This is a genomic window from Pseudomonas sp. KCJK9058, from assembly GCF_046230975.1.
Lineage (GTDB): Bacteria > Pseudomonadota > Gammaproteobacteria > Pseudomonadales > Pseudomonadaceae > Aquipseudomonas > Aquipseudomonas alloputida.
The window spans coordinates 111953-136185 of the sequence record NZ_JBJJLR010000003.1 but is presented as its reverse complement, the minus strand read 5'-3'; the positions used below and the strand labels follow the sequence as shown (position 1 = coordinate 136185).

The window sequence follows — 24233 nt, the reverse complement described above, 5'->3', positions numbered from 1 at the left end:
AGCATTACAGGGGTAAAACCATCACCCTTCGAGCTTGGCCTTGAGCAATTGGTTCACCTGCCCCGGGTTGGCCTTGCCTTTGGAAGCTTTCATGGCCTGACCGACGAAGAAGCCGAACATCTTGCCGCGCTTGGCCTCATCGGCTGCGCGATATTGTTCGACCTGCTCGGCATTGGCTGCCAGCATTTCGTCGAGCATCTTGTCGATCGCACCCGTGTCGGTAACCTGTTTCAGGCCTTTGCTCTCGATGATGCTGTCGGCATCGCCTTCACCGGCGGCCATGGCCTCGAACACGGTCTTGGCAATCTTGCCGCTGATGGTGTTGTCACGAATGCGCAGCAGCATGCCGCCCAGTTGCGCAGCGCTGACCGGCGCCTGATCGATTTCGACACCCAGCTTGTTCAGCAGGCTACCCAGTTCGACCATGACCCAGTTGGCCGCCAGCTTGGCATCACCACCGATCTTCACCACTTCTTCGAAGTAGTCAGCCTGTTCGCGGCTGGAAGCCAACACGTTGGCGTCGTAGGCCGACAGACCGTACTGAGTCTGGAAGCGTTCGACCTTCTGTGGCGGCAGCTCCGGCAGGCCGGCGCGAATGGTTTCGAGGAAGCTCTCCTCGATGACCACCGGCAGCAGGTCGGGGTCGGGGAAGTAACGGTAGTCGTTAGCTTCCTCTTTGCTGCGCATGGAGCGGGTTTCGTCCTTGTTCGGGTCGTACAGGCGTGTTTCCTGCACGACTTTGCCACCGTCTTCGATCAGGTCGATCTGGCGCTGGATTTCGCTGTTGATCGCGCGCTCGATGAAACGGAACGAGTTGACGTTCTTGATTTCGCAGCGAGTGCCGAACTCGGTCTGGCCTTTCGGGCGGATCGATACGTTGCAGTCGCAGCGCAGCGAACCTTCGGCCATGTTGCCGTCGCAGATGCCCAGGTAGCGCACCAGCGCGTGGATTGCCTTGACGTAAGCCACGGCTTCCTTGGCGCTGCGCATGTCAGGCTCGGAGACGATTTCCAGCAGCGGGGTGCCGGCACGGTTCAGGTCGATGCCGGTGGAGCCGCTGAAGTCTTCGTGCAGGCTCTTGCCGGCGTCTTCTTCCAGGTGCGCGCGGGTTACGCCGATGCGCTTGATGGTGCCGTCTTCCAGCGCGATGTCCAGGTGGCCCTTGCCGACGATCGGCAGGTCCATCTGGCTGATCTGGTAGCCCTTGGGCAGGTCGGGGTAGAAGTAGTTCTTGCGTGCGAACACGTTGCGCTTGCCGATTTCGGCATCGATGGCCAGGCCGAACATGCACGCCATGCGCACGGCCTCCTCGTTCAGCACCGGCAGTACACCGGGCATGCCCAGGTCAACCAGGCTGGCCTGAGTATTCGGCTCGGAGCCAAAGGTGGTAGCGCTGCCGGAGAAGATCTTCGACTGGGTGGCGAGCTGAGTGTGGATTTCCAGCCCGATCACAACTTCCCATTGCATGTGTGAATTCCTCAGAAGCCGTTGGGGGCGCGGGTATGCCAGTCGGTCACCTGTTGGTAGCGGTGCGCGACGTTGAGCAGGCGGCCTTCCTGGAAGTAGGGCGCCAGCAGTTGCACGCCGACCGGCAGGTCGTCGACGAAGCCCGCAGGCATCGACAGGCCAGGCAGGCCCGCCAGGTTGGCGGTGATGGTGTAGACGTCTTCGAGATAGGCGGCAACCGGGTCGCTGCTCTTGGCGCCAAGCTTCCAGGCCGGGTTTGGCGTGGTCGGGCCGAGAATCAGGTCGACATCGTTGAAGGCGGCCATGAAATCGTTCTTGATCAGGCGGCGGATTTGCTGCGCCTTCACGTAATAGGCGTCGTAGTAGCCGGCCGACAGGGCGTAGGTACCGACCATGATGCGGCGCTGTACTTCAACGCCGAACCCTTCGCCGCGTGAGCGCTTGTACAGGTCGGTGAGGTCTTTCGGCTCTTCACAGCGGTAGCCGAAGCGTACGCCGTCGAAACGCGACAGGTTGGAAGAGGCTTCAGCCGGGGCGATCACGTAGTAGGCCGGAATGGCATGCTGCATGTTCGGCAGGCTGATTTCCTTGACCACTGCGCCGAGCTTTTCCAGCTCTTTGACGCTGGCCTGGACCAGGTCGGCGATGCGTGGGTCTAGACCGGCACCGAAGTACTCTTTCGGCAGGCCGATGCGCAGGCCCTGCAGCGAAGCGTTCAGGCTGGCGCTGTAGTCCGGCACCGGTTCTTCGATGCTGGTGGAGTCCTTGGCGTCGAAACCGGCCATACCTTGCAGCAGCAGCGCGCAGTCCTCGGCGGTGCGGGCCAGTGGGCCGCCCTGGTCGAGGCTGGAGGCGTAGGCGATCATGCCCCAGCGCGACACACGACCGTACGTCGGCTTGAGGCCGGTGAGGTTGGTCAGTGCCGCTGGCTGGCGGATCGAGCCGCCGGTGTCGGTGCCCGTGGTGGCGGGCAGCAGGCGCGCGGCCACAGCAGCGGCCGAACCACCGGACGACCCGCCCGGAACGTGCTCGAGGTTCCACGGGTTCTTCACCGCGCCGTAATGGCTGGATTCGTTGGCCGAACCCATGGCGAACTCGTCCATGTTGGTCTTGCCCAGGGTGACCATGCCGGCTTCGGCCAGCTTGGCGACCACGGTGGCGTCATAGGGCGCCTTGAAGTTGTCGAGCATCTTCGAGCCGCAGCTGGTGCGTACGCCGTTGGTGCAGAACAGGTCTTTGTGGGCGATCGGTGCACCCAGCAGCGCGCCGGTTTCGCCAGCGGCGCGACGGGCATCGGCGGCACGCGCCTGAGCCAGGGCCAGGTCGTCGGTGATGCTGATGAAGCTGTTGATCTGCGGGTCGAGCTGTTTGATGCGCGCCAGCAGGGCGCCGGTCAGCTCTTCGGAAGAAAACGATTTGTCGGCGAGTCCGCGGGCGATCTCGGCCAGGGTCAATTGATGCATGGCAGGCTCTATCCCTTACTCGATGACTTTGGGAACCAGGTACAGACCGCTTTCGGTCGACGGCGCGATGGCCTGGTAGGCATCGCGCTGGTTGCTTTCGGTGACTTGGTCAGGACGCAGGCGCTGGCTGGCCTCCAGCGGGTGGGCCAGGGGCTCGATGCCAGTGGTATCGACCGCTTGCATCTGGTCGACCAGGCCGAGAATGCTGTTCAGGGCGTCGGTAATGCGTGGCAGTTCGCCATCATTCAGGCCCAGGCGGGCCAGATGGGCGATCTTTTCCACGTCGCAGCGTTCAAGCGCCATGAGGATCTCCAAGGGAAACAAAGAACGGAATTTGGGTCCGCGGTGAGGAACATGTCAGCTTTCTGGCGGTCTAATGGCCGCGAAATTCTGCTGGCGTGCTCGGAAAAACAGCCAATTTAACATATTGGCTCCTTGCCCAAAATCCCTGCCATTGTTAGAGTTTGCCGCACTTTTTTACCCACGCTTTCCCCAGGGTCACTTTCCCATGTTCAAGAAACTGCGTGGCATGTTTTCCAGCGATCTTTCTATCGACCTGGGTACTGCCAACACCCTTATTTACGTGCGTGAGCGCGGTATCGTCCTGAATGAGCCCTCGGTTGTTGCCATCCGTACCCATGGCAACCAGAAAAGCGTCGTCGCCGTCGGTACCGAAGCCAAACGCATGCTGGGCCGTACGCCTGGCAACATTGCAGCCATTCGTCCGATGAAGGACGGCGTCATTGCCGACTTCAGCGTCTGCGAAAAAATGTTGCAATATTTTATCAACAAGGTTCACGAGAACAGCTTCCTGCAGCCGAGCCCGCGCGTGCTGATCTGCGTGCCGTGCAAGTCGACCCAGGTCGAGCGCCGCGCCATCCGTGAGTCGGCCCTCGGTGCGGGTGCCCGAGAAGTGTTCCTGATCGAAGAGCCAATGGCCGCTGCCATCGGTGCCGGCCTGCCGGTTGAAGAGGCCCGCGGTTCGATGGTCGTCGATATCGGTGGCGGTACCACTGAAATCGCCCTGATCTCGCTGAACGGCGTGGTCTATGCCGAGTCCGTCCGCGTTGGCGGTGACCGCTTCGACGAAGCCATCGTGACCTACGTGCGCCGCAACTACGGCAGCTTGATCGGCGAATCCACCGCCGAACGTATCAAGCAGGAAATCGGTACTGCCTACCCAGGTGGCGAAGTACGTGAAGTCGACGTGCGTGGTCGTAACCTGGCCGAAGGTGTACCGCGTGCCTTCACCCTGAACTCCAACGAAGTGCTCGAAGCGCTGCAGGAATCGCTGGCGACCATCGTCCAGGCGGTCAAGAGCGCCCTCGAGCAATCGCCGCCGGAGCTTGCCTCGGACATCGCCGAGCGCGGCCTGGTGCTGACCGGTGGTGGTGCGCTGCTGCGTGACCTCGACAAACTGCTGGCCCAGGAAACCGGCCTGCCGGTGATCGTCGCCGAGGACCCGCTGACCTGCGTCGCCCGTGGCGGCGGTCGCGCCCTGGAGATGATGGACAAGCACGCGATGGACCTGCTCTCCAGCGAGTGATCCCGCTCGCTGTTCACGAGCGCCCGGTTTACAGGTAGTACGTACAGTGCTACCTGTATGCGCTGGGCTGGCGCCCGTTTGGGCGCCGTATCCGTCAACCCGCAACCAGGCTGGTGCGTTGTTCCATGTCCAATGACCTCCTGAGTCGTCCACGAGGAACGGCCCATTAAACCGCTTTTCTCCAAGGGCCCTTCGCTGGGCGTTCGCCTGCTCGTTCTGGTGGTGATGTCGGTCGCGTTGATGGTTGTCGACGCGCGCTTCGACGTGCTCAAACCCGTGCGCAGCCAGATGGGCCTGGTGCTGATGGAGTCGTACTGGATCACCGATTTGCCACAGCGTGCCTGGCAAGGTGTGGCCGGCCAGTTCGGTAGCCGCACCGAGCTGATTGCCGAAAACGAGAAGCTCAAGACCGAAGCCCTGCTGCTGCAGGGGCGCCTGCAGAAGCTGGCGGCCCTGACCGAGCAGAACGTGCGGCTGCGCGAGCTGCTCAATTCTTCGGCGCTGGTCAACGAAAAGGTTGAAGTGGCCGAGCTGATCGGTGTCGACCCCAACCCGTTTACCCACCGCATTCTGATCAACAAGGGTGAGCGTGATGGTGTGTTCCTGGGCCAACCGGTGCTCGATGCCCGCGGCCTGATGGGCCAGGTCGTAGAGTTGATGCCCTATACCGCGCGGGTGCTGTTGCTGACCGATACCACCCACAGCATTCCGGTGCAGGTCAACCGCAACGGTCTGCGAGCCATCGCCAGCGGCACTGGCAACCCGGAGCGCCTGGAGCTGCGGCATGTGGCCGACACGGCCGACATCAAGGAAGGCGACCTGCTGGTCAGTTCCGGCATGGGGCAGCGCTTTCCTGCCGGCTATCCGGTGGCCACGGTCAACGAAGTGATCCACGATTCCGGCCAACCCTTTGCCATCGTCCGTGCCATCCCCACCGCGGCGCTTAACCGCAGCCGCTACATGTTGCTGGTGTTCAGTGACCGGCGTAGCCCGGAGCAGCGTGCCACCGATGCCGCCATTGCCCAGGAAGAGGCTGACCGAAAGGGGGCTGCACCTGCTGGCCAGCCGGCCGCTACCCGTGATCCGGTCGCACCCGCCGCTGGTACGCCTGCCGCGTCGGTCACACCGGCAGCACCGGCCACTCCGGTCGCGCAGCCTGCAGCCCCGTCTGCTGCACCTGCCATGCCGGCCGCACCCGTTCAACCCCGGAGGCAATGATGGCTGCATCACGCCGCAATAACGGCTGGGTCATCTGGCTTACGTTCGCCATCGGCCTGCTGCTCAGTGTTTCCCCCATGCCGCAGTTCATGGAAGTGTTCCGGCCCATGTGGCTGGCCTTGCTGGTGTCGTTCTGGACCCTTGCCGTGCCGAGCAAGGTCGGCATGACCACGGCATTCGTGCTGGGCCTTGCCGAGGACGTGCTGTATGGCACGCTGCTGGGGCAGAATGCGCTGGTCCTAACCCTCATCACCTTCTTGGTGCTATCCCTGCAGCAGCGTCTGCGCATGTTCCCCATGTGGCAGCAAAGCCTGGTCATTCTGGTGATCTTTGGTATCGCCCAGTTGATCCAGCTGTGGCTCAGTGCACTGACCGGCAACCGCCTGCCCACCCTGGCGCTGGTCTGGTCGGCGGTGATCAGTGCCTTGCTCTGGCCATGGGTCAGCTTTGCCTTGCGCGACCTGCGTCGACGCTTGCACATCAACTGACGGCAACGCGCCACTGACAGGGAGATGTCTGCATGACCCCGCTATACCTGGCTTCAGGCTCGCCCCGTCGTCGTGAACTGCTGACGCAGATCGGCGTGCCGTTCATTGTCATCAGTGCCCCCATCGATGAATCTCCGCTAGCCAGCGAAAGCGCCCCTGCCTACGTCGAACGCCTGGCCCGGGCAAAGGCCGCCGCCGGCCTGGCCCGTATCGACGGCCCGGCTGTAGTGCTCGGCGCAGACACTGCCGTGGTGCTCGATGGTCGTATTCTCGGCAAACCGGAAAACCGTGAAGATGCCTTGGCCATGCTGGCTGACCTGTCAGGCCGCGAGCATCAGGTGCTGACCGCTGTCGCCCTGGACGATGGCCAGCGTGTGCACAGTTTTTGCGTGACCAGCACAGTGCGCTTTCGCGCCATCAGCACCGATGAAGCGCAACGCTATTGGGCCAGCGGTGAGCCAGCTGACAAGGCTGGCGGCTATGCCGTCCAGGGGCTGGGTGCGGTCTTCGTCACCGGTCTTTCCGGCAGCTATTCGGCGGTGGTCGGCTTGCCGCTCTGTGAAACGGCCGATTTGCTTGGCCAGTTCGGCATCGCCTGCTGGCAATCGCTCGCGCATACGCCAGAGGTAACAAACCCGCAGTAGCCAGCAGTGCATACGCCATCCATCATTAGAAAGAACCTTTGACGAGAGCCTGCCATGAGTGAAGAGATCCTGATCAACATCACCCCGATGGAGTCACGTGTGGCGGTGGTTGAAAACGGGGTGCTGCAGGAAGTGCATGTCGAGCGCACCCAGCGCCGTGGCATCGTCGGCAATATCTACAAGGGCAAGGTGGTGCGTGTGCTGCCAGGCATGCAGGCGGCCTTCGTCGACATCGGCCTCGAGCGCGCAGCGTTTATCCATGCCTCGGAAATCTCCCAGCGCGAAGGTTCGGCGGTAGAGAACATCACCGCACTGGTACATGAAGGCCAGGCCCTGGTGGTGCAGGTGACCAAGGACCCGATCGGCACCAAGGGGGCGCGCCTGACCACCCAGCTATCGATCCCGTCGCGCTACCTGGTGTACATGCCACGCAGCAGTCATGTCGGTATTTCGCTGAAAATCGAGGACGAAGCCGAGCGTGAGCGCCTCAAGCAAGTGGTCAGCGACTGCATGGACAGCGAGAACATCAAGGATGCCGGCGGCTTCATCTTGCGCACCGCCGCCGAAGGCGCGCGTGCCGAGGAGATCTTGCAGGACATCCGTTACCTGCGCCGCCTGTGGGAGCAGATCGGCACCCAGATCAAGACCTGCGGCGCGCCCACGGTCATCTACGAAGACCTTGGCCTGGCCCTGCGTACCCTGCGCGACCTGGTCAATCCGAAGATCGAGAAGATCCGCATCGACTCGCGGGAAACCTTCCAGAAGACCACGCAGTTCGTTGGCGAGTTGATGCCGGAAATTGCCGACCGCCTCGAACATTACCCCGGCGAGCGCCCAATCTTTGACCTGTACGGTGTCGAAGACGAGATCCAGCGGGCTCTGGAGCGCAAGGTACCGTTGAAGTCCGGCGGTTACCTGGTGGTCGACCCGGCCGAAGCGATGACCACCATCGACGTCAACACCGGGGCTTTCGTCGGTCATCGCAACCTCGAAGAAACCATCTTCAAGACCAATCTCGAGGCCGCTACCGCCATCGCCCGGCAACTGCGCCTGCGCAACATTGGCGGCATCATCATCATCGACTTCATCGACATGGAGGACGAAGATCACCAGCGTCAGGTACTGCGTACCCTGGAAAAACAGCTGGAGCGCGATCACGCCAAGACCAACATCATCGGCATCACCGAGTTGGGCCTGGTGCAGATGACCCGCAAGCGTACGCGGGAAAGCCTGGAACAGGTGCTTTGCGAGCCGTGTCTGGCCTGTCAGGGCCGCGGCAAGCTGAAAACACCCGAGACCATCTGTTACGAAATATTCCGCGAGATCCTGCGTGAGGCCCGTGCCTATCAGGCTGAAGGCTACCGTGTGCTGGCCAACCAGAAGGTGGTCGACCGCCTGCTGGATGAAGAGTCAGGCAACGTGGCGGAACTGGAAGCCTTTATCGGTCGAACCATTCGCTTCCAGGTCGAGTCGATGTATTCGCAGGAACAATACGACGTGGTGCTGCTCTGAGGTCTTCTGAAACACGCCACTGCATTGTCGTGCTGGCAAAACCGGCACGACGGGCCATCATGGATAAACGACTTGGAGGGCCATGGCCATGGGACGTCTGAACCGCGTTCTTGTTGCTCTGACCCGCTGGGGGTTGGGCATATGTGCCCTGCTGGCCGTATTGGTGGCGCTGTATGTCAGCCTTGGTCGTGAACTGGTGCCGCTGGTAGCCGAGTACCGTGCCGACGTAGAAAGCAAGGCCGAGCAGGCGCTGGGCCTGCCCGTGCATGTCGGTGCCCTGGAAGGGCACTGGAGCGGACTGGCCCCTGTGCTGCGGGTGCGCGACCTGCAATTGGGCGAAGGCACCAAGGCGTTCCGGCTGGACGACGTCATGGTGGTGCCCGACATCTGGGCCAGCCTCACCGCCCGCGAAGTGCGCCTGGCGCGCATCCAGCTGGGCGGGCTGCAACTGATCCTTCGCGAGAACGAGCAGGGCGCCTGGAGCCTGGAAGGCCTGCCGAAGAAGGACGACGCGCCGCTGGACCCTGCCGACTTGCTGCAGCGCCTGCGCCAGCTGGGGCGCATCGACGTGTTCGACAGTCTGGTCACTCTGCACCCCTGGCAGCGCGACCCGCTGACCCTGACTTATGTGAGTGCCGGCCTGCAGGCCGGTGCCACCCGTCAGGCCTTGGATTTGCGTGCGACCCTGCCTGACGGCCAACCCCTGGCGTTGAGCCTGAACAGCCGTATGTCGGCCGACGCTTGGCGTGATGGCGAGGTAGACGCCTATGTCAGCCTGCCGCAAAGTGACTGGGCACATTGGTTGCCGCCCAAGGTGTTGGGGCAGTGGCATGCTGACACCCTGCGGGCGGGCGGTGAGTTCTGGATCGGCTGGGGCAAGGGGCAGTTGCAACGGGCCGTCGTAAGGCTCAATGCACCCAGGCTGGAGGGGGCCTATGCCGGGCGCAAGGCTGCCAACCTGAATAATCTGGCTTTGGGTGCCTGGTTCCAGCGCCGGGAGCAAGGCTTCGATGTGGTCGTCGACTCGTTGGCCATGGACCTCGGCAAGGCCCGCTGGGAGTCTCACCTGCAGTTGCAGCAGCGCCCTGGCCAGAACGCAGCCGATGAAAGCTGGCAGTTACAGGCCGACCGCCTCGACCTCACCCCGCTGACTCCGCTAATCGATGCCCTGGCCCCCCTGCCGGACAAGGTCAAGGATGTGGTCGATGGCTTGAAGGTGACCGGTGCGTTGCGCAATGTGCGCCTCGAGGCCAGGCCCAAGGCCGAGGGTGACCAGCGCCTGCAGTTCGCAGCCAACCTGGAGAAGGTAGGCTTCGATGCTTATCACAACGCCCCGGCGGCCGGTAACGTCAGTGGCAGCATCAGTGGTGACCTGGGCCACGGCGAACTGCGCCTGGATACCGATGCGTTCATGCTGCATCTGTACCCGATCTTCGCCAAGCCCTGGCATTACCAGAAGGCGAATGCGCGCTTGACCTGGACCTTGGACAAAGACGGTTTCACCCTGATTGCGCCCTACCTCAAGGTGCTGGGCGAGGAGGGCAAGATCGCCGGTGACTTCCTGATTCGCCTGTTGTTCGAGGAAGGCCGCGAGGACTACATGGACCTGCGCGTCGGCCTGACCGAAGGCGATGGCCGCTATACTGCCAAGTATCTGCCCGAGGTGCTCAGCCCGGCCCTCGACGAGTGGCTGCGCAGCGCGATCGTCAAAGGCGCTGTGGATGAAGGCTACTTCCAGTATCAGGGCTCGCTGAACCATGGCGCAGCGCCGCAAGCGCGCAGCATCAGCCTGTTCTTCAAGGTGCATGACGCCGCCCTGGACTTCCAGCCCGGTTGGCCACAGGTGCAGCACGTCGATGGCGATGTGTTCATCGAGGACAGTGGCGTGCGCATCAAGGCCCAGCGAGGCGTGCTGCTCGACACCAAGGTCAGCGATGTGAATGTCGATATCCCGCATGTCGAGGGTGGCCAGCACAGCCACCTCTACCTGGATGGCGATTTCGACGGTAGCTTGGGTGATGGCCTGAAGATTCTCAAGGAAGCGCCAATCGGCACGGGGGAGATTTTCGCCGGCTGGGAAGGTGAGGGGCCGCTGAAGGGCAAGGTCAAACTCGATATCCCACTGGCCCATGGGCAGCGCCCAAAGGTGCAGGTCGACTTCGCCACCAACGATGCGCGCCTGAAAGTGGCCCCGCCAAGCCTGGAGTTGAACCGCCTGAAGGGCGACTTCAGCTTCGACTTCGACAAGGGCCTGAGTGGCAAAGGCATCAGCCTGCAGGCCTTCGGCAAGCCGGTAACGGCGCAAATAACCGCTGAAGGTCAGGCTGGGCAGATGCAGACCCGCATCAATGCCAATGGCCAGGTATCGCTCAAGACACTCACTGACTGGCTGCAGTTCAAGCAGGCCTTGCCGGCCTCCGGTGAACTGCCCTATCAGTTGCAGCTCAGTCTGGGGAGCCGGGACAACCGCCTGAATGTCACTTCCAGCCTCAAGGGGCTGGCCATCGACCTGCCGGCTCCGTTCGGCAAAGCGGCAGCAGATACCCGTGACAGCCGTTTCAACATGAGCCTTCAGGGCCCGGAGCGGCAATTCAACGCTGCCTACGCCGACCTTGCCCGCTTTGCCTATGCTGCACCGGCTGAAACGTTGACTCAGGGCCGTGGCGAGCTAGTGCTGGGCACAGGCGACGCCCGGGTACCTGCCAGCCAGGGGCTGAGGGTGCGCGGGCGCCTGGAGACCCTGGACCTGGCCCCTTGGCAAGAGCAGGCGGGCCGGCTGGCTGGGGACGACCCCGGTGGCAGCGCGCGGCAGAACCTGCAAAGCGTCGACCTGAGCATCGGCCAGTTGAAAGCCTTCGGCATGGACCTGAACCAGGCCGTGATACGCCTGGCCCGGGGCGGCCCGGCCTGGGATTTGCGCCTCGACAGCAAGGAAGTCATCGGTAATGCGCGCGTACCGGATGCCAAGGGCGCGCCCATGGTCGTGCGCATGCAGACCTTGCGGCTGCCTGCCGCCAGCGCCGCTGAACAGCAGGCTGAAGACGGCCCCGACCCGCTTGCCTCGTTCGATCCGCGCAAAGTCCCGGCACTGGACCTGAGCATCGACAAGCTCTATCGCGGTGACGATCTTTACGGCAGCGCTGCGATCAAGCTGCGGCCGACCCCACGTGGCGTCACAGCCAGTGATATCGACCTCGACCTCAAGGGGTTGCGCATCGATGGCGGTGGTGGCTGGGAGGGTGAAACGGGCAAAACCAGCAGTTGGTACAAAGGGCGCCTTGACGGCAAGAACCTGGCGGATGTGCTCAGCGCCTGGGGCTTTGCCCCGACGGTGACCAGCCGCGATTTCCGCCTGGATGTGGATGGCCGCTGGCCGGGTTCGCCGGCCGCGGTGGGCCTGAAACGCTTCTCGGGCAGCATGGATGCAGCACTGCGCACCGGCCAGTTCGTCGAGGTCGAAGGCAGCGCACAGGCGCTGCGGGTGTTCGGCCTGCTCAACTTCAACTCGATTGGCCGGCGCCTGCGTCTGGACTTTTCCGACCTGTTTGACAAGGGCCTGGCCTATGACCGGGTCAAGGGCTTGCTGGTGGCCAGCAGTGGCGTGTACGTGACCCGCGAACCGATTACCGTGACCGGCCCGTCGAGCAACTTCGAGCTCGACGGCACGCTGGACATGGTCAGCGACCGGGTCGATGCTGACTTGCAGGTGAGCCTGCCGGTGACCAACAACCTGCCGCTGGCGGCGTTGATCGTCGGCGCGCCGGCGGTGGGCGGTGCGCTGTTCCTGGTCGATCGGCTGATCGGTGACCGCGTGTCACGCTTTGCCAGCGTGCACTACCGTGTCGAAGGGCCGTGGAAAGAGCCTAGAATCACCTTTGTGAAACCTTTCGAGAAATCCCGCTAGGAGTACCCATGAAGGCAGCGGTAATCCAGATGGTCAGCCAGGACGACGTGCAGACCAACCTGCAGCGTGCCGGTGCCCTGTTGGAGCAGGCCGCATTGGGCGGCGCACGGTTGGCGGTGCTGCCGGAAAACTTTGCCGCCATGGGGCGCAAGGACGCTGCTGCCATCGGCCGTGCCGAAGCTTTGGGGGAAGGGCCCATTCTGCCGTGGTTGAAACGCACCGCCCGCGACCTCAAGTTATGGATTGTTGCCGGTACTTTGCCCTTGCCACCGTTCGGCCAGCCCGATGCCAAGGCCCATGCGTGCTCGCTGCTGGTCGATGAACACGGCGAGGTGGCGGCAAGGTATGACAAGCTGCACTTGTTTGATGTGGACGTGGCCGACAACCGGGGCCGTTACCGCGAGTCGGATGACTACGCGCAGGGTGCTCAGGTGGTGGTGGCTGATACGCCGGTCGGGCGGCTGGGGCTGAGCGTGTGTTACGACCTGCGCTTTCCCGAACTGTACAGCGCGCTGCGCGCTGCCGGCGCGGAGGTGATCACCGCGCCAGCAGCTTTTACCGCAGTGACCGGCGCAGCACATTGGGAGGTGCTGGTGCGTGCCCGGGCCATCGAAACCCAGTGTTACCTGCTGGCTGCGGCACAGGGCGGCGCCCATCCTGGCCCACGGGAAACTCATGGCCATGCGGCGATCGTCGACCCTTGGGGGCGCATTCTCGCAGAACAGGCGCAAGGTGAAGCGGTACTGCTTGCCGAGCGCGACATTGAAGAACAAGCGTCCATTCGGGCGCGCATGCCGGTGGTATCGCACCGGCGCTTTTTTTCGCAGGGCGCGTTGCGACCTGCGCATACCTCGGAGTGACTATGAGCCAGATGTTATCCACCGTCAGTGAGCAGCTCCTGGCCCCAGGCGGCTTGACCCTGGACAGCCTGCAGAGCGTGCTGGGTGAGTTGGCTGGCCCCGGCATCGACGCCGCCGACCTGTATTTCCAGGGCCAGATCTCGGAAACCTGGGCGCTGGAAGACGGTATCGTCAAAGAGGGCAGCTTCAACCTCGACCAGGGCGTGGGCGTGCGTGCCCAGTCCGGCGAAAAAACCGGCTTCGCCTACAGCAACGCGATCAACCTTGAAGCGCTGACCTCGGCAGCCCGTGCCGCCCGTTCGATTTCCCGTGCCGGGCAAAACGGCACGGTGCAAGCCTTCCGCAGCCAGGAAGTGGCCGCCCTGTATACCGCGGACAACCCGCTGGACGTGCTCAGCCGTGCCGAAAAGGTCGAGCTGCTTAAGCGTGTCGATGCCGCCACCCGTGCCCTGGACCCGCGTATTCAGCAAGTCAGCGTGAGCATGGCCGGGGTCTGGGAACGCATTCTGATTGCCGCGGCCGATGGCAGCCTGGCTGCCGACGTACGCCCGCTGGTGCGCTTCAATGTCAGCGTCATCGTCGAGCAGAACGGCCGTCGTGAACGCGGTGGGCAGGGCGGTGGCGGGCGTACCGATTACCGCTACTTCACCGAAGAGCGGGTGATGGGCTATGCCCGCGAGGCCCTGCGCCAGGCCCTGGTGAATCTGGAAGCGATCCCGGCACCGGCCGGTACCTTGCCGGTAGTGCTGGGCTCGGGCTGGTCCGGCGTGCTGTTGCACGAGGCCGTCGGCCATGGCCTGGAAGGCGACTTCAACCGCAAGGGCAGTTCGGCGTTCAGTGGCCGCATTGGCGAGAAAGTGGCGTCGAGCCTGTGCACCATCGTCGACGATGGCACCCTTGAAGGCCGCCGTGGTTCTCTGAGCGTGGATGACGAAGGCACCCCGACCGAATGCACCACGCTGATCGAGAATGGCGTGCTCAAGGGGTACATGCAGGACAAGCTGAACGCGCGCCTGATGGGCATGGCTGTGACCGGCAACGGCCGCCGTGAATCCTACGCGCACCTGCCGATGCCACGCATGACCAACACCTACATGCGAGCCGGCGAAAGCGACCCACAGGAGATTATTGCGTCGGTGAAGAAGGGTATCTACTGCGCCAACCTCGGTGGTGGGCAGGTGGATATCACCAGCGGCAAGTTCGTGTTCTCCACCAGTGAGGCCTACCTGATCGAAGACGGCAAGATTACCGCGCCAGTGAAGGGCGCAACCCTGATCGGCAATGGTCCCGAGGCGATGAGCCGGGTTTCGATGGTCGGTAACGACCTGGCACTGGACAGCGGAGTAGGGACGTGCGGCAAGGACGGGCAGTCGGTGCCGGTTGGGGTCGGGCAGCCTACCTTGAAACTGGATGCGATTACCGTGGGCGGTACCGGGGCTTGATGGCTTCGGGAGCCATTGTAGGAGCGGGCACGCCCGCTCCCACAAGGCCCCAGTCCGTCAGCGCAACCCGCGCTGCAACTCGTCGAGGTCGCGGATGTACTTGAACACCTTGCGCGCGGCGGCAGGCGGCTTGTTCCGCGCCTTCTCGTGCTGGGCATGGCGCACCAGCGAGCGCAGCTGCTGGCGGTCGGTGTCGGGGTACTCATTGACGAAGCGCTCGAGGTCTTCGTCGTTACCGTCGATCAACCGGTCACGCCAGCGCTCCAGGCTGTGGAAACGTTCGTTGTACTGGCGAGTCGAGCTGTCCATCTGTTCGAGCAAGGCGTGGATGGCATCGAGGTCTTGCACGCGCATGAGCTTGCCGACGAACGACATGTGGCGTTTACGGGCGCCATGAGCGGTGTGCTTGCTGGCCTCGGCCAGTGCCTTGCGCAGCTCGTCGGTCAAAGGCAGGCGCGCCAAGGTATCGGCCTTGAGGGTGGTAAGCCGCTCGCCGAGTTCGACCAGCGCATGCAGTTCGCGCTTGATCTGGGTTTTGCTTTTTTCGCCGTCGAAGGCGTCGTCGTTTGAATCAACCATGGTGGCAGTCCGCTAGAAATCGCCGCCATGATAACCAGTCGGGGGCCGCTTGTCCGGCCCGGTCGTAGAATGACCCCAAGCCGTACGCAGAATTTGAGTGGAGAGAACCATGAGTGCAGTCCAGAGCGTAGGTCCGAAAGACCTGCCAGCATTGCAGGAACAGGTCGAGGCGATCATCGCCGAGGCGCGTCGGCAGGGGGCCAGTGCCTGCGAAGTGGCGGTGTCGCTGGAGCAAGGGCTGTCCACCACCGTGCGCCAGCGTGAGGTCGAAACGGTCGAGTTCAACCGCGACCAAGGCTTTGGTATCACCCTTTATGTTGGCCAGCGCAAAGGTTCGGCCAGCACCTCGGCCAGTGGTCCGGAGGCGATTCGCGAGACCGTCACTGCAGCGTTGGCAATTGCCAGGCATACCTCCGAGGATGAATGCTCGGGCTTGGCCGACGCAGCGCTGATGGCGCGTGAAATCCCGGATCTGGACCTGTACCACGACTGGGGTATCGAGCCCGAGAAGGCCATCGAAATGGCCCTGGCCTGCGAGGCAGCGGCGTTCGACGCCGACCCGCGCATCCTCAACGCCGATGGCACCACCCTCAATACCCACCAAGGCTGCCGCGTGTATGGCAACAGCCATGGATTCATCGGTGGTTACGCCTCGACCCGGCACAGCCTGAGCTGCGTGATGATTGCCGAAGGCGACGGGCAGATGCAGCGTGACTACTGGTACGACGTGAACCGCCAGGGCAACCTGCTGGCCGACCCGAGCAGCATCGGCGTGCGCGCTGCCCAGCGTGCCGCTAGCCGCCTTGGCGCCCGACCGGTGCCGACTTGCGAGGTACCGGTGCTGTTCTCGGCCGAATTGGCCGGTGGCCTGTTCGGCAGTTTCCTGTCGGCCATTTCCGGCGGCAACCTGTACCGCAAGTCGTCGTTCCTGGAGGGTACCATTGGCCAGCGCCTGTTCCCTTCCTGGCTGACCCTCGACGAACGCCCGCATATTCCGCGCGCGTTGGGCAGCGCCGCCTTCGACGGTGATGGCCTGGCCACCTATGCCAAACCGTTTGTCGACAAAGGCGAGCTGGTGTCGTACTTGCTGGGTACCTATTCGGGGCGCAAGCTGGGTTTGCCGAGTACGGCCAATTCTGGTGGTGTGCACAACCTGTTCGTCAGCCACGGTGTCGAAGATCAGGCCGCGCTGATTCGCCGCATGGGGCGCGGGCTGCTGGTGACCGAACTGATGGGGCATGGCTTGAACATGGTGACGGGTGACTATTCCCGTGGTGCGGCGGGGTTCTGGGTCGAGAATGGCGAGATTCAGCATGCCGTGCAGGAAGTCACCATCGCCGGAAACATGAAGGACATGTTCCAGCAGATTGTCGCGATCGGTAGCGATCTTGAAACCCGTAGCAACATTCATACGGGCTCGGTGCTGATCGAGCGGATGACCGTTGCTGGTAGCTGATCTTTAGCCTGCGCCGGCCCTTTCGCGGATCAATCCGCTCCTACACGGTGGTAGACGCACATCGGGGTTGGACACCGGCCGTTGTAGGAGCGGGTTTACCCGCGAAGAGGCCTACACAGCACTACACCTTTCTCTGCAAATCCGAAGACCCGGCCCCCGCGCCGGGTTTTTATTTCATCACCTTTTTCTTGAAGTGATTCTATTTATCACTTAATAATGAATATCATTATCCAGTAACCCGGCGATGATGTTCATGAAATCCGTCCTCCGCGAACTGCCCTACCTGGAAAACTGGCGCTGGCTCAGCCGGCGCATTCGCTGTGCGCTCGACCCCGACGAGCCGCGCCTGATCGAGCATTACCTGGCCGAAGGCCGCTATCTGGTGTGCTGCACCGAAACCTCGCCATGGACGGTGGCGCTGACAGCGTTTCGCCTGCTGCTGGATACCGCCTGCGATCGCATGCTCCCCTGGCATTGGCGTTGTCTGTGCCTGGACCAGGCCTGGCGTCCTCTGCTGGACCTGCGCAACCTCGACCGCCAGGAACAGAACCAACGCTGGCAACCCTACGCCCTGCAGCTGGCCAATTGCCGTCTGCTGCCTTCGATTTCTCCCGATGAACTGATGCAAGGATTTGATGATGAGTGATACCCGTATCGAGCGTGACAGCATGGGTGAACTGCAGGTGCCGGCCCAGGCCCTCTACGGCGCCCAGACCCAGCGCGCGGTCGACAACTTCCCGATCAGCGGCCAGCGTATGCCGGCCCAGTTCATTCGTGCCTTGTTGCTGGCCAAGGCCGCTGCGGCCAAGGCCAACGTCGAACTGGAGCAACTGTCTGCCGGGCAGGGCCAGGCTATCGTCAAGGCTGTCGAGCAATTGCTGGCCGAGGACTTCATCCAGCACTTCCCGGTGGATGTGTTCCAGACAGGCTCTGGCACCAGTTCGAACATGAACGCCAATGAGGTGATCGCCACCTTGGCTACCCATGTACTGGGTGAGGCGGTCAACGCCAATGACCACGTCAACTGTGGCCAGAGCAGCAATGACATCATTCCGACCACCATCCACGTCAGCGCCGCGCTGGCCCTGCACGAGCAGTTGCTGCCAGCCCTGGCGCACCTGGTACAGGTGATCGAGGTCAAGTCGGCACAAGTACATCAATTCGTGAAGACCGGTCGTACTCACCTGATGGACGCGATGCCCGTGCGCATGAGTCAGGTGCTGGATGGCTGGGCAGCGCAGATCAATGCTGCCAAGGCGCACATCGAAGGTGTGCTGCCGCGCTTGCAGGCGCTGGCCCAGGGCGGAACCGCCGTGGGTACCGGCATCAATGCCCATCCGCAGTTCGCTGTCGGTTTCGCTCGCCAGCTCAGTGGCCTGACCAAGATCGAGTTCACGCCCGGCCAGAACCTGTTCGCCCTGATCGGCTCGCAGGACACTGCCGTCGCTTTGTCTGGCCAGCTCAAGACCACCGCGGTGGCGTTGATGAAAATCGCCAACGATCTGCGCTGGATGAACTCCGGCCCGCTGGCCGGTCTGGGCGAAATCGAGCTGCAAGCTCTGCAGCCGGGCTCTTCGATCATGCCAGGCAAGGTCAACCCGGTGATCCCGGAGGCCACTGCCATGGTCGCCGCCCAAGTGATTGGCAACGACGCGACCATCGCCGTCGCAGGCCAAGCCGGTAACTTCGAGCTGAACGTGATGCTGCCGGTGATCGCCCGCAACCTGCTGGAAAGCATCGAGCTGATGGCCAATGTCAGCCGCTTGCTGGCCGACAAAGCCATCGCCAGCTTCAAGGTCAACGAAGACAAACTCAAGGAAGCGCTCGCGCGCAACCCGATTCTGGTCACGGCGTTGAATCCGATCATCGGCTACCTCAAGGCCGCCGAAATCGCCAAGACCGCCTACAAGCAGGGTCGTCCAATCATCGATGTGGCGCTGGAGCACACCGACCTGTCCCGCGACCAGCTTGAAGCGCTGCTGGACCCGGAAAAACTCACCGCCGGCGGTATCTGACACTGCGTCACCGCCCAGGAGACAACCATGCAGCACTGGAAACGCACCACGGAAACCGCCAACTGCCTATTCGAACAAGGCGAACTGGTGGACGCCCGGGAACACTACCTGCAAGCCTTGGCGTTGGCCCAGGTGCTGTTCGAGCGCTGGCATGACGTGGATGAAGCGGTGGCTGCATTCGTCATCGCCCACCACAACCTGGCTGACCTGCACCTGCGCCTTAACCAGCCGCATGAAAGTGCCGACTATCTGTGCGCTGCTCATCAGCGACTGCTGCAGGCCTGCCAGGAAGCGCGCCTGCCTCAGGCACTGCGTGATGCCGCCTTGCGCCACAGTGCGCGCACTTACACCGAGCTGCTGAGTTTCATTGCCGAGTATGGCCAGTACCCGCGTACCGAGCGCTTGCTCAACCGCCACAGCGCTGGTGCCAGCGAGCTCGCTGCCCAGCCGGATGTGGCACCCAGAACCCATGCCTACGGAATTCACTGACATGCCCCATACCTTGCCTGCATTGCCATACGCCTACGATGCGCTGGAACCACACATTGATGCCCAGACAATGGAAATCCACCACACCAAGCATCACCAGACCTACGTGAACGGCCTCAATGCCGCCCTCGAAGGTACCGAGTGGGCCGAATGGCCGGTGGAAAAACTGGTCGCTGCCGTCAAGCAACTGCCGGAGAACCTGCGTGGCGCTGTGACCAACCACGGTGGCGGTCACGCCAACCACAGCCTGTTTTGGACTGTCATGTCACCTCAGGGCGGTGGCGAGCCTGTGGGCCAGCTGGCGCAAGCCGTCACAGCACAACTTGGCGGCTTCGAGGCTTTCAAGGAGGCTTTCACCAAAGCCGCGTTGACCCGCTTCGGCAGCGGTTGGGCCTGGCTCAGCGTCACGCCGCAAAAAACGTTGGTGGTGGAGAGTAGCGGCAACCAGGACAGCCCGCTGATGCACGGCAATGCCCCGATCCTGGGCCTGGACGTGTGGGAGCACGCTTACTACCTCAAGTACCAGAACCGTCGTCCGGAATACATCGGTGCCTTCTACAACGTCATTGACTGGGTGGAAGTTGAACGTCGTTACCTTGAAGCCCTGAAGTGAGTCGGACCGGTATGCGCTCTGAGGTGATGTCTGTCAGCAGTGTGCGCCTGTTCCGCCTGGCGCTTGGGACTTTGCTTTTGCTGGCGGGCGCCGCGTTACTGGTGGCACGGGGCCTCGCCTGGCTAGACCTCGATCCGCGCATGCTGCGCGCCCTGGAGGGCGGTGCTTTATGCGCGCTGGGTACGGCATTGGGCGCAGTACCGGTACTGGTCATTCGCAATATGCCCGTGGCGCTGGCGGATACGCTGTTGGGCTTCGGTGCTGGCGTGATGCTGGCGGCCACCGCGTTTTCCCTGATCATGCCGGGCCTGGCGGCGGCTCAGTCTATTGGCTTCAGCCCTTGGGGGGCAGGTGGCCTGGTCAGTTTTGGCCTGATGTTCGGGGCGCTGTGCCTGTTCCTGGTCGACCTCAAGGTATCCTGGGCTTCGCCTGAAGCGTTGGTGGGCACAGCAAACCAGCCGGTGATTGCAGCGCGCATCTGGCTGTTCGTGATTGCCATCATTGCCCACAACATCCCCGAAGGTATGGCCATTGGTGTGTCGGCCGGGGGAGGTATGGCCGACGCCGACAGCCTGGCCATGGGCATTGCCTTGCAGGATGTGCCTGAGGGGCTGGTGATCGCGCTGGTGCTGGCAGGGGCGGGCATGCCGCGCTTCAAGGCCTTCCTGATCGGCGCAGCCTCAGGCTTGGTCGAGCCGGTGGCGGCGTTGATCTGTGCCTGGCTGGTGAATGTTGCCGAACTGCTGCTGCCGCTGGGGCTGGCCTGTGCAGCGGGGGCTATGTTGCTGGTGGTCACCCAGGAAATCATCCCCGAATCGCGAAGCAACGGCCATCATCGTCTGGCCAGTCTTGGGCTGTGTACAGGCTTCTGTCTGATGATGGTGATGGATACCGCGATGTCCTGATCTTGTGCAAGCGCAGGTTTGCGAGGCCTATTCGCCTTCGTCAAAGAAATTGTTGATCAGTTCGACCAGTGCATCCATGGCGTCGTTGTCCTGCTCACCCTCGGTATGCAGGTGCACCTGGGTGCCTTTGCCTGCGGCCAGCATCATCACCGCCATGATGCTCTTGCCATCCACCAGCTTGTCCGGGGCGCGACCCACCCGTACCTGGCAGGGGAAGCGGCCGGCCACACCGACGAACTTGGCTGCCGCCCGGGCATGCAGACCCAGCTTGTTGATGATGGTGATTTCGCGGGCGGGCATCTGGGGTGGATCCTTGGGCTAGAGGTCGCGATGACGGACCTGGACGTTTTTCAGGGTTTGCTGCAGCTGTTGACCAAGGCGCTCGGTGATGTACACCGAACGGTGATGGCCGCCAGTGCAGCCGATGGCAATGGTTACGTAGGCGCGGTTGCTGGCAGCGAAGCGGGGCAACCATTTGAGCAGGTAGCTGGAGATGTCGTTGTACATCTCTTCGACATCCGGTTGTGCGGCCAGGTAGTCGATCACGGGTTGATCGAGACCTGAGTGCTCACGCAGTTCTGGTTTCCAGTAGGGGTTGGGCAGGCAGCGCACGTCAAAAACCAGGTCGGCGTCGACCGGCATGCCCCGTTTGAACCCGAACGACTCGACCAGAAACGCTGTGCCAGGCTCGGGTTGGTTGAGCAGGCGCAGCTTGATCGAGTCACGCAACTGGTACAGGTTCAGGTTGGTGGTGTCGATCTTCAGGTCGGCCAGGTCGGCAATGGGGCCCAACAAATCGCTTTCCACGCGGATCGCTTCCGCGAGCGAGCGGTTGGCGTTGGTCAGGGGGTGCCGCCTGCGGGTTTCCGAGAAACGCTTGAGCAGGACCTCTTCATCGGCATCCAGGTACAACACGTCGCACTGGATGTGCCGTGCGCGGGCTTCTTCAAGCAGCTCGGGAAAACGCATCAGGTGGCTGGGCAGGTTGCGCGCGTCGATCGAAACCGCCACCTTGGGCTGCAGCAATTCGGTGTTGATCAGTGCATCTTCCGCCAACTGCGGCAATAGCCCGGCTGGCAGATTGTCGATGCAATAGAAACCGCTGTCTTCCAGGACATCGAGGGCGGTGCTCTTGCCGGAGCCGGACCGGCCGCTGACGATGATCAGGCGCATGTTCAGTGCTCGTTCTGTACGTCCAGGACAACCTGGAACAGGGCCTCGTTGCTGGTGGCCGCACGCAGTCGATCACGGACCTCCTTGCGATCGAGCATGCTGGCGATCTGACGCAGAAGTTCAAGGTGGGCATCGGTGGCCGCTTCGGGCACCAGCAGCACAAACAGCAGGTCCACCGGCGCGCCATCGATGGCGTCGTAATCGATAGGCGCTTCCAGGTGCAGCAGGGCGCTGACTGGCGCAGAGCATCCTTCAAGCCGGCAGTGCGGGATGGCGATGCCATTGCCAAAACCGGTAGAACCGAGCTTTTCACGGGCTACCAGTTTTTCGAAGACGTCCTGCATCTCCAGTTCTGGCACTTGGTCGGCGATGACAGTGGCGACCTTTTCCAGGGCGCGCTTCTTGCTGCCGCCCGGCACGTTCACGAGGGAACGGCCGGGGGTCAGGATGGTTTCAAGTCGGATCATGGATGAGGGGGATCAGCGGGCAGCTGCACCTTGCAGCAGGCTTTGCTGTTTTTCCTTGTGTTTTTTCAGTTGGCGGTCGAGCTTGTCGGCCAAGGCGTCGATCGCTGCATACATGTCTTCGTGTTCGGCGTTGGCTACCACTTCGCCGCCGGGAATCTGCAGGGTCGCCTCGACCTTCTGCTGAAGCTTCTCGACTTTCATGATTACCTGCACGTTGGTGATCTTGTCGAAGTGACTCTCCACGCGGGCGAGCTTTTCAAGCACGTAATCGCGCAGTGGCTGGGTGACTTCTACATGCTGTCCACTGATATTGACTTGCATACAGCTTCTCCTTTGTTGCCCGTGCATAAAGAGGCAGGTCTTGCACCTGCCACGAAAACGCTGTGGCACATCTCAGGGGCTACATCAGTCGCTTGCGTTCGCTCGACGGTGCGATGCCGAGGGACTCGCGGTACTTGGCGACGGTGCGACGGGCTACCTGGATGCCTTGTGCCTCCAGTAAACCAGCGATCTTGCTGTCACTCAATGGCTTTTTCTGATTTTCCGCCGCAACCAGTTTCTTGATGATCGCGCGGATCGCCGTGGACGAGCATTCTCCGCCTTCGGAGGTGCTGACATGGCTGGAGAAAAAGTATTTCAGTTCGTAGATGCCACGCGGGGTGTGCATGTATTTCTGCGTGGTAACCCGCGAGATGGTCGATTCGTGCATGCCTACGGCTTCGGCAATGTCATGCAGTACCAACGGCTTCATCGCTTCGTCGCCGTGGTCGAGGAAGCCGCGCTGGTGCTCGACGATCTGCGTGGCAACTTTCATCAGGGTTTCGTTACGGCTTTGCAGGCTCTTGATGAACCAGCGCGCTTCCTGCAGCTGGTTGCGCATGAAGGTGTTGTCGGCGCTGGTGTCGGCACGGCGCACGAAGCCGGCGTATTGTGGGTTGACGCGCAGGCGTGGGATGGCTTCCTGGTTCAGTTCTACCAGCCAACGGTCGCTGTCCTTGCGCACGATGACGTCGGGCACCACGTACTCGGGCTCGCTGGACTCGATCTGCGAACCAGGGCGCGGGTTAAGGCTTTGAACCAGTTCGATGACCTGGCGCAGCTCGTCTTCCTTGATTTTCATCCGCCGCATCAGCTGGCTGTAGTCACGGCTGCCGAGCAGGTCGATGAAATCGGTGACCAGGCGCTTGGCTTCGGTCATCCACGGGGTTGTAGCGGGCAGTTGGCGCAGTTGCAGCAACAGGCATTCGCCCAGATTGCGGGCGCCGACGCCAGCCGGCTCGAACTGCTGGATGCGGTGCAGTACTGCTTCGACCTCGTCCAGCTCGATATCCAGCTCCGGGTCGAAACCGGCGCAGATTTCTTCGAGTGTGTCTTCCAGGTAGCCCTGGCCGTTGATGCTGTCGATCAGGGTCACGGCAATCAAGCGGTCGGTGTCGGACATCGGCGCCAGGTTCAACTGCCACAGCAGGTGGCTTTGCAGGCTTTCGCCGGCCGATGTGCGCGTGGTGAAGTCCCATTCGTCATCATCGTTGCTCGGCAGGCTGCTGGCGCTGGTCTGGTAGATGTCTTCCCAGGCCGTATCGACCGGGAGCTCGTTGGGGATGCGCTCGCTCCACTCACCGTCTTCCAGGTTGTCGGCGCTGACGGTGCTTTCCTGGAAGCTGTTGTCCTGAACTTCGGCGGCCGGCTTGTTCTCGGCGTTGTCGGCCATCGGGTCGCTGTTGTCGAAGTCCTCGCCGTCTTCCTGACGTTCGAGCATCGGGTTCGACTCCAGCGCTTCCTGGATTTCCTGTTGAAGGTCCAGGGTAGAGAGCTGGAGCAGGCGGATGGCCTGTTGCAACTGAGGTGTCATCGTCAGTTGCTGGCCCATTTTTAGGACGAGCGATGGTTTCATGGCAGGGGCTTAATACCTTGTTCGCCGGCGCGCATGCGCCATCCACTACACGAGGGCGCCGAAGCGCCAGATCAAGCAAGTTTTATGCCTTAAATTGT

The 24233-nt window shown here is 62.3% G+C and carries 23 protein-coding genes; 14 read left to right on the top strand and 9 right to left on the bottom strand.

Annotated features, from left to right (window positions below; translation table 11 throughout):
- Window positions 1–21 precede the first annotated feature (21 nt).
- The 3 genes from gatB to gatC are packed head-to-tail and all read right to left on the bottom strand — an operon-like array spanning window position 22 to window position 3233.
- A complete protein-coding gene (gene gatB, locus ACK59Z_RS03680) occupies window positions 22–1467 on the bottom strand; it encodes an Asp-tRNA(Asn)/Glu-tRNA(Gln) amidotransferase subunit GatB (RefSeq protein ID WP_108192164.1) in 1446 nt (481 codons plus the stop codon).
- Between the two features lie 11 nt (window positions 1468–1478).
- Window positions 1479–2930, bottom strand: a complete 1452-nt coding sequence (gatA, locus tag ACK59Z_RS03675; protein WP_108192163.1) for an Asp-tRNA(Asn)/Glu-tRNA(Gln) amidotransferase subunit GatA — start codon at window positions 2928–2930, stop codon at window positions 1479–1481.
- A 15-nt stretch (window positions 2931–2945) separates the two neighbouring features.
- A complete protein-coding gene (gatC, locus tag ACK59Z_RS03670; protein WP_003255165.1) occupies window positions 2946–3233 on the bottom strand; it encodes an Asp-tRNA(Asn)/Glu-tRNA(Gln) amidotransferase subunit GatC in 288 nt (95 codons plus the stop codon).
- A 205-nt stretch (window positions 3234–3438) separates the two neighbouring features.
- On the opposite strand from gatC, the gene mreB reads away from it, so the two are divergent.
- The 8 genes from mreB (at window position 3439) to tldD (ending at window position 14544) form a co-directional block, all read left to right on the top strand.
- A complete protein-coding gene (mreB, locus tag ACK59Z_RS03665) occupies window positions 3439–4476 on the top strand; it encodes a rod shape-determining protein MreB (protein ID WP_003255163.1) in 1038 nt (345 codons plus the stop codon).
- A gap of 165 nt (window positions 4477–4641) precedes the next feature.
- The gene (gene mreC, locus ACK59Z_RS03660; RefSeq protein WP_108192162.1) at window positions 4642–5694 is read left to right on the top strand and encodes a rod shape-determining protein MreC; all 1053 of its coding nucleotides are present in this window, start codon (window positions 4642–4644) and stop codon (window positions 5692–5694) included.
- On the top strand, window positions 5694–6182 hold the full coding sequence (gene mreD / locus ACK59Z_RS03655) for a rod shape-determining protein MreD (RefSeq protein WP_108192161.1): 489 nt from the start codon (window positions 5694–5696) through the stop codon (window positions 6180–6182). The genes mreC and mreD overlap by 1 nt, the downstream gene beginning before the upstream one ends.
- A 32-nt stretch (window positions 6183–6214) precedes the next feature.
- Entirely contained in the window at window positions 6215–6826 is a 612-nt protein-coding gene (locus tag ACK59Z_RS03650; RefSeq protein WP_019750552.1) for a nucleoside triphosphate pyrophosphatase, read from the top strand.
- Window positions 6827–6880: 54 nt separating this feature from the next.
- Window positions 6881–8338, top strand: coding sequence for a ribonuclease G (gene rng / locus ACK59Z_RS03645; protein WP_003255158.1), 1458 nt, complete (start codon window positions 6881–6883; stop codon window positions 8336–8338).
- Window positions 8339–8420: 82 nt separating this feature from the next.
- Window positions 8421–12242 (top strand): YhdP family protein, encoded by a 3822-nt coding sequence (locus ACK59Z_RS03640; RefSeq protein WP_108192160.1) that lies wholly within the window; start codon window positions 8421–8423, stop codon window positions 12240–12242.
- Between the two features lie 8 nt (window positions 12243–12250).
- Window positions 12251–13102 (top strand): carbon-nitrogen hydrolase family protein, encoded by an 852-nt coding sequence (locus ACK59Z_RS03635; RefSeq protein ID WP_108192159.1) that lies wholly within the window; start codon window positions 12251–12253, stop codon window positions 13100–13102.
- A 2-nt stretch (window positions 13103–13104) separates the two neighbouring features.
- Window positions 13105–14544: a metalloprotease TldD gene (tldD, locus tag ACK59Z_RS03630; RefSeq protein WP_003255154.1), complete on the top strand. Its 1440-nt coding sequence runs from the start codon at window positions 13105–13107 to the stop codon at window positions 14542–14544.
- Window positions 14545–14601: 57 nt separating this feature from the next.
- Here the strand turns inward: tldD and yjgA are convergent, their stop codons facing one another.
- Window positions 14602–15123 (bottom strand): ribosome biogenesis factor YjgA, encoded by a 522-nt coding sequence (gene yjgA / locus ACK59Z_RS03625; RefSeq protein ID WP_003255152.1) that lies wholly within the window; start codon window positions 15121–15123, stop codon window positions 14602–14604.
- Between the two features lie 109 nt (window positions 15124–15232).
- Between yjgA and pmbA the strand changes: the two genes are divergently transcribed.
- The 6 genes from pmbA to ACK59Z_RS03595 all read left to right on the top strand — a co-directional run bounded on the left by pmbA (window position 15233) and on the right by ACK59Z_RS03595 (window position 20601).
- Window positions 15233–16579, top strand: coding sequence for a metalloprotease PmbA (gene pmbA / locus ACK59Z_RS03620; protein ID WP_003255150.1), 1347 nt, complete (start codon window positions 15233–15235; stop codon window positions 16577–16579).
- Window positions 16580–16823: 244 nt separating this feature from the next.
- On the top strand, window positions 16824–17225 hold the full coding sequence (locus ACK59Z_RS03615; protein WP_012051310.1) for a hypothetical protein: 402 nt from the start codon (window positions 16824–16826) through the stop codon (window positions 17223–17225).
- Window positions 17218–18594, top strand: a complete 1377-nt coding sequence (locus ACK59Z_RS03610) for a lyase family protein (RefSeq protein ID WP_047604996.1) — start codon at window positions 17218–17220, stop codon at window positions 18592–18594. Before ACK59Z_RS03615 ends, ACK59Z_RS03610 begins: the two co-directional genes overlap by 8 nt.
- A gap of 27 nt (window positions 18595–18621) precedes the next feature.
- Window positions 18622–19083 carry a hypothetical protein gene (locus ACK59Z_RS03605; RefSeq protein WP_409292423.1) on the top strand — a complete coding sequence of 154 codons (462 nt, stop codon included), beginning with the start codon at window positions 18622–18624 and terminating at the stop codon, window positions 19081–19083.
- 1 nt (window position 19084) lies between these two features.
- Window positions 19085–19696 carry a superoxide dismutase gene (locus ACK59Z_RS03600; protein ID WP_003255144.1) on the top strand — a complete coding sequence of 204 codons (612 nt, stop codon included), beginning with the start codon at window positions 19085–19087 and terminating at the stop codon, window positions 19694–19696.
- An 11-nt stretch (window positions 19697–19707) separates the two neighbouring features.
- Entirely contained in the window at window positions 19708–20601 is an 894-nt protein-coding gene (locus tag ACK59Z_RS03595; RefSeq protein WP_003255142.1) for a ZIP family metal transporter, read from the top strand.
- A 27-nt stretch (window positions 20602–20628) separates the two neighbouring features.
- Here ACK59Z_RS03595 and ACK59Z_RS03590 read toward each other — a convergent pair whose 3' ends face one another.
- The 5 genes from ACK59Z_RS03590 to ACK59Z_RS03570 all read right to left on the bottom strand — a co-directional run bounded on the left by ACK59Z_RS03590 (window position 20629) and on the right by ACK59Z_RS03570 (window position 24135).
- On the bottom strand, window positions 20629–20901 hold the full coding sequence (locus ACK59Z_RS03590) for an HPr family phosphocarrier protein (protein WP_003255140.1): 273 nt from the start codon (window positions 20899–20901) through the stop codon (window positions 20629–20631).
- Between the two features lie 18 nt (window positions 20902–20919).
- Window positions 20920–21774, bottom strand: coding sequence for an RNase adapter RapZ (gene rapZ / locus ACK59Z_RS03585; RefSeq protein ID WP_070096578.1), 855 nt, complete (start codon window positions 21772–21774; stop codon window positions 20920–20922).
- Between the two features lie 2 nt (window positions 21775–21776).
- Window positions 21777–22241, bottom strand: a complete 465-nt coding sequence (ptsN, locus tag ACK59Z_RS03580; RefSeq protein WP_003255137.1) for a PTS IIA-like nitrogen regulatory protein PtsN — start codon at window positions 22239–22241, stop codon at window positions 21777–21779.
- Window positions 22242–22253: 12 nt separating this feature from the next.
- A complete protein-coding gene (gene hpf / locus ACK59Z_RS03575; RefSeq protein ID WP_003255135.1) occupies window positions 22254–22562 on the bottom strand; it encodes a ribosome hibernation-promoting factor, HPF/YfiA family in 309 nt (102 codons plus the stop codon).
- 79 nt (window positions 22563–22641) lie between these two features.
- The gene (locus ACK59Z_RS03570; RefSeq protein WP_003255133.1) at window positions 22642–24135 is read right to left on the bottom strand and encodes an RNA polymerase factor sigma-54; all 1494 of its coding nucleotides are present in this window, start codon (window positions 24133–24135) and stop codon (window positions 22642–22644) included.
- Window positions 24136–24233 lie beyond the last annotated feature (98 nt).

What these genes read in the sequence shown, in the direction of transcription:
- ACK59Z_RS03605 (WP_409292423.1), top strand. Translation starts at nt 18,622, where the DNA reads ATGCAGCACTGGAAACGCACCACGGAAACCGCCAACTGCCTATTCGAA.
- ACK59Z_RS03650 (WP_019750552.1), top strand. Translation starts at nt 6,215, where the DNA reads ATGACCCCGCTATACCTGGCTTCAGGCTCGCCCCGTCGTCGTGAACTG.
- ACK59Z_RS03590 (WP_003255140.1), bottom strand. Translation starts at nt 20,901, where the DNA reads ATGCCCGCCCGCGAAATCACCATCATCAACAAGCTGGGTCTGCATGCC.
- gatA (WP_108192163.1), bottom strand. Translation starts at nt 2,930, where the DNA reads ATGCATCAATTGACCCTGGCCGAGATCGCCCGCGGACTCGCCGACAAA.
- mreB (WP_003255163.1), top strand. Translation starts at nt 3,439, where the DNA reads ATGTTCAAGAAACTGCGTGGCATGTTTTCCAGCGATCTTTCTATCGAC.
- mreD (WP_108192161.1), top strand. Translation starts at nt 5,694, where the DNA reads ATGGCTGCATCACGCCGCAATAACGGCTGGGTCATCTGGCTTACGTTC.
- ACK59Z_RS03600 (WP_003255144.1), top strand. Translation starts at nt 19,085, where the DNA reads ATGCCCCATACCTTGCCTGCATTGCCATACGCCTACGATGCGCTGGAA.
- gatB (WP_108192164.1), bottom strand. Translation starts at nt 1,467, where the DNA reads ATGCAATGGGAAGTTGTGATCGGGCTGGAAATCCACACTCAGCTCGCC.
- ACK59Z_RS03610 (WP_047604996.1), top strand. Translation starts at nt 17,218, where the DNA reads ATGAGTGATACCCGTATCGAGCGTGACAGCATGGGTGAACTGCAGGTG.
- hpf (WP_003255135.1), bottom strand. Translation starts at nt 22,562, where the DNA reads ATGCAAGTCAATATCAGTGGACAGCATGTAGAAGTCACCCAGCCACTG.
- ACK59Z_RS03570 (WP_003255133.1), bottom strand. Translation starts at nt 24,135, where the DNA reads ATGAAACCATCGCTCGTCCTAAAAATGGGCCAGCAACTGACGATGACA.
- ACK59Z_RS03595 (WP_003255142.1), top strand. Translation starts at nt 19,708, where the DNA reads ATGCGCTCTGAGGTGATGTCTGTCAGCAGTGTGCGCCTGTTCCGCCTG.
- ACK59Z_RS03635 (WP_108192159.1), top strand. Translation starts at nt 12,251, where the DNA reads ATGAAGGCAGCGGTAATCCAGATGGTCAGCCAGGACGACGTGCAGACC.
- rapZ (WP_070096578.1), bottom strand. Translation starts at nt 21,774, where the DNA reads ATGCGCCTGATCATCGTCAGCGGCCGGTCCGGCTCCGGCAAGAGCACC.
- tldD (WP_003255154.1), top strand. Translation starts at nt 13,105, where the DNA reads ATGAGCCAGATGTTATCCACCGTCAGTGAGCAGCTCCTGGCCCCAGGC.
- pmbA (WP_003255150.1), top strand. Translation starts at nt 15,233, where the DNA reads ATGAGTGCAGTCCAGAGCGTAGGTCCGAAAGACCTGCCAGCATTGCAG.
- yjgA (WP_003255152.1), bottom strand. Translation starts at nt 15,123, where the DNA reads ATGGTTGATTCAAACGACGACGCCTTCGACGGCGAAAAAAGCAAAACC.
- rng (WP_003255158.1), top strand. Translation starts at nt 6,881, where the DNA reads ATGAGTGAAGAGATCCTGATCAACATCACCCCGATGGAGTCACGTGTG.
- ACK59Z_RS03615 (WP_012051310.1), top strand. Translation starts at nt 16,824, where the DNA reads ATGATGTTCATGAAATCCGTCCTCCGCGAACTGCCCTACCTGGAAAAC.
- ACK59Z_RS03640 (WP_108192160.1), top strand. Translation starts at nt 8,421, where the DNA reads ATGGCCATGGGACGTCTGAACCGCGTTCTTGTTGCTCTGACCCGCTGG.
- gatC (WP_003255165.1), bottom strand. Translation starts at nt 3,233, where the DNA reads ATGGCGCTTGAACGCTGCGACGTGGAAAAGATCGCCCATCTGGCCCGC.
- ptsN (WP_003255137.1), bottom strand. Translation starts at nt 22,241, where the DNA reads ATGATCCGACTTGAAACCATCCTGACCCCCGGCCGTTCCCTCGTGAAC.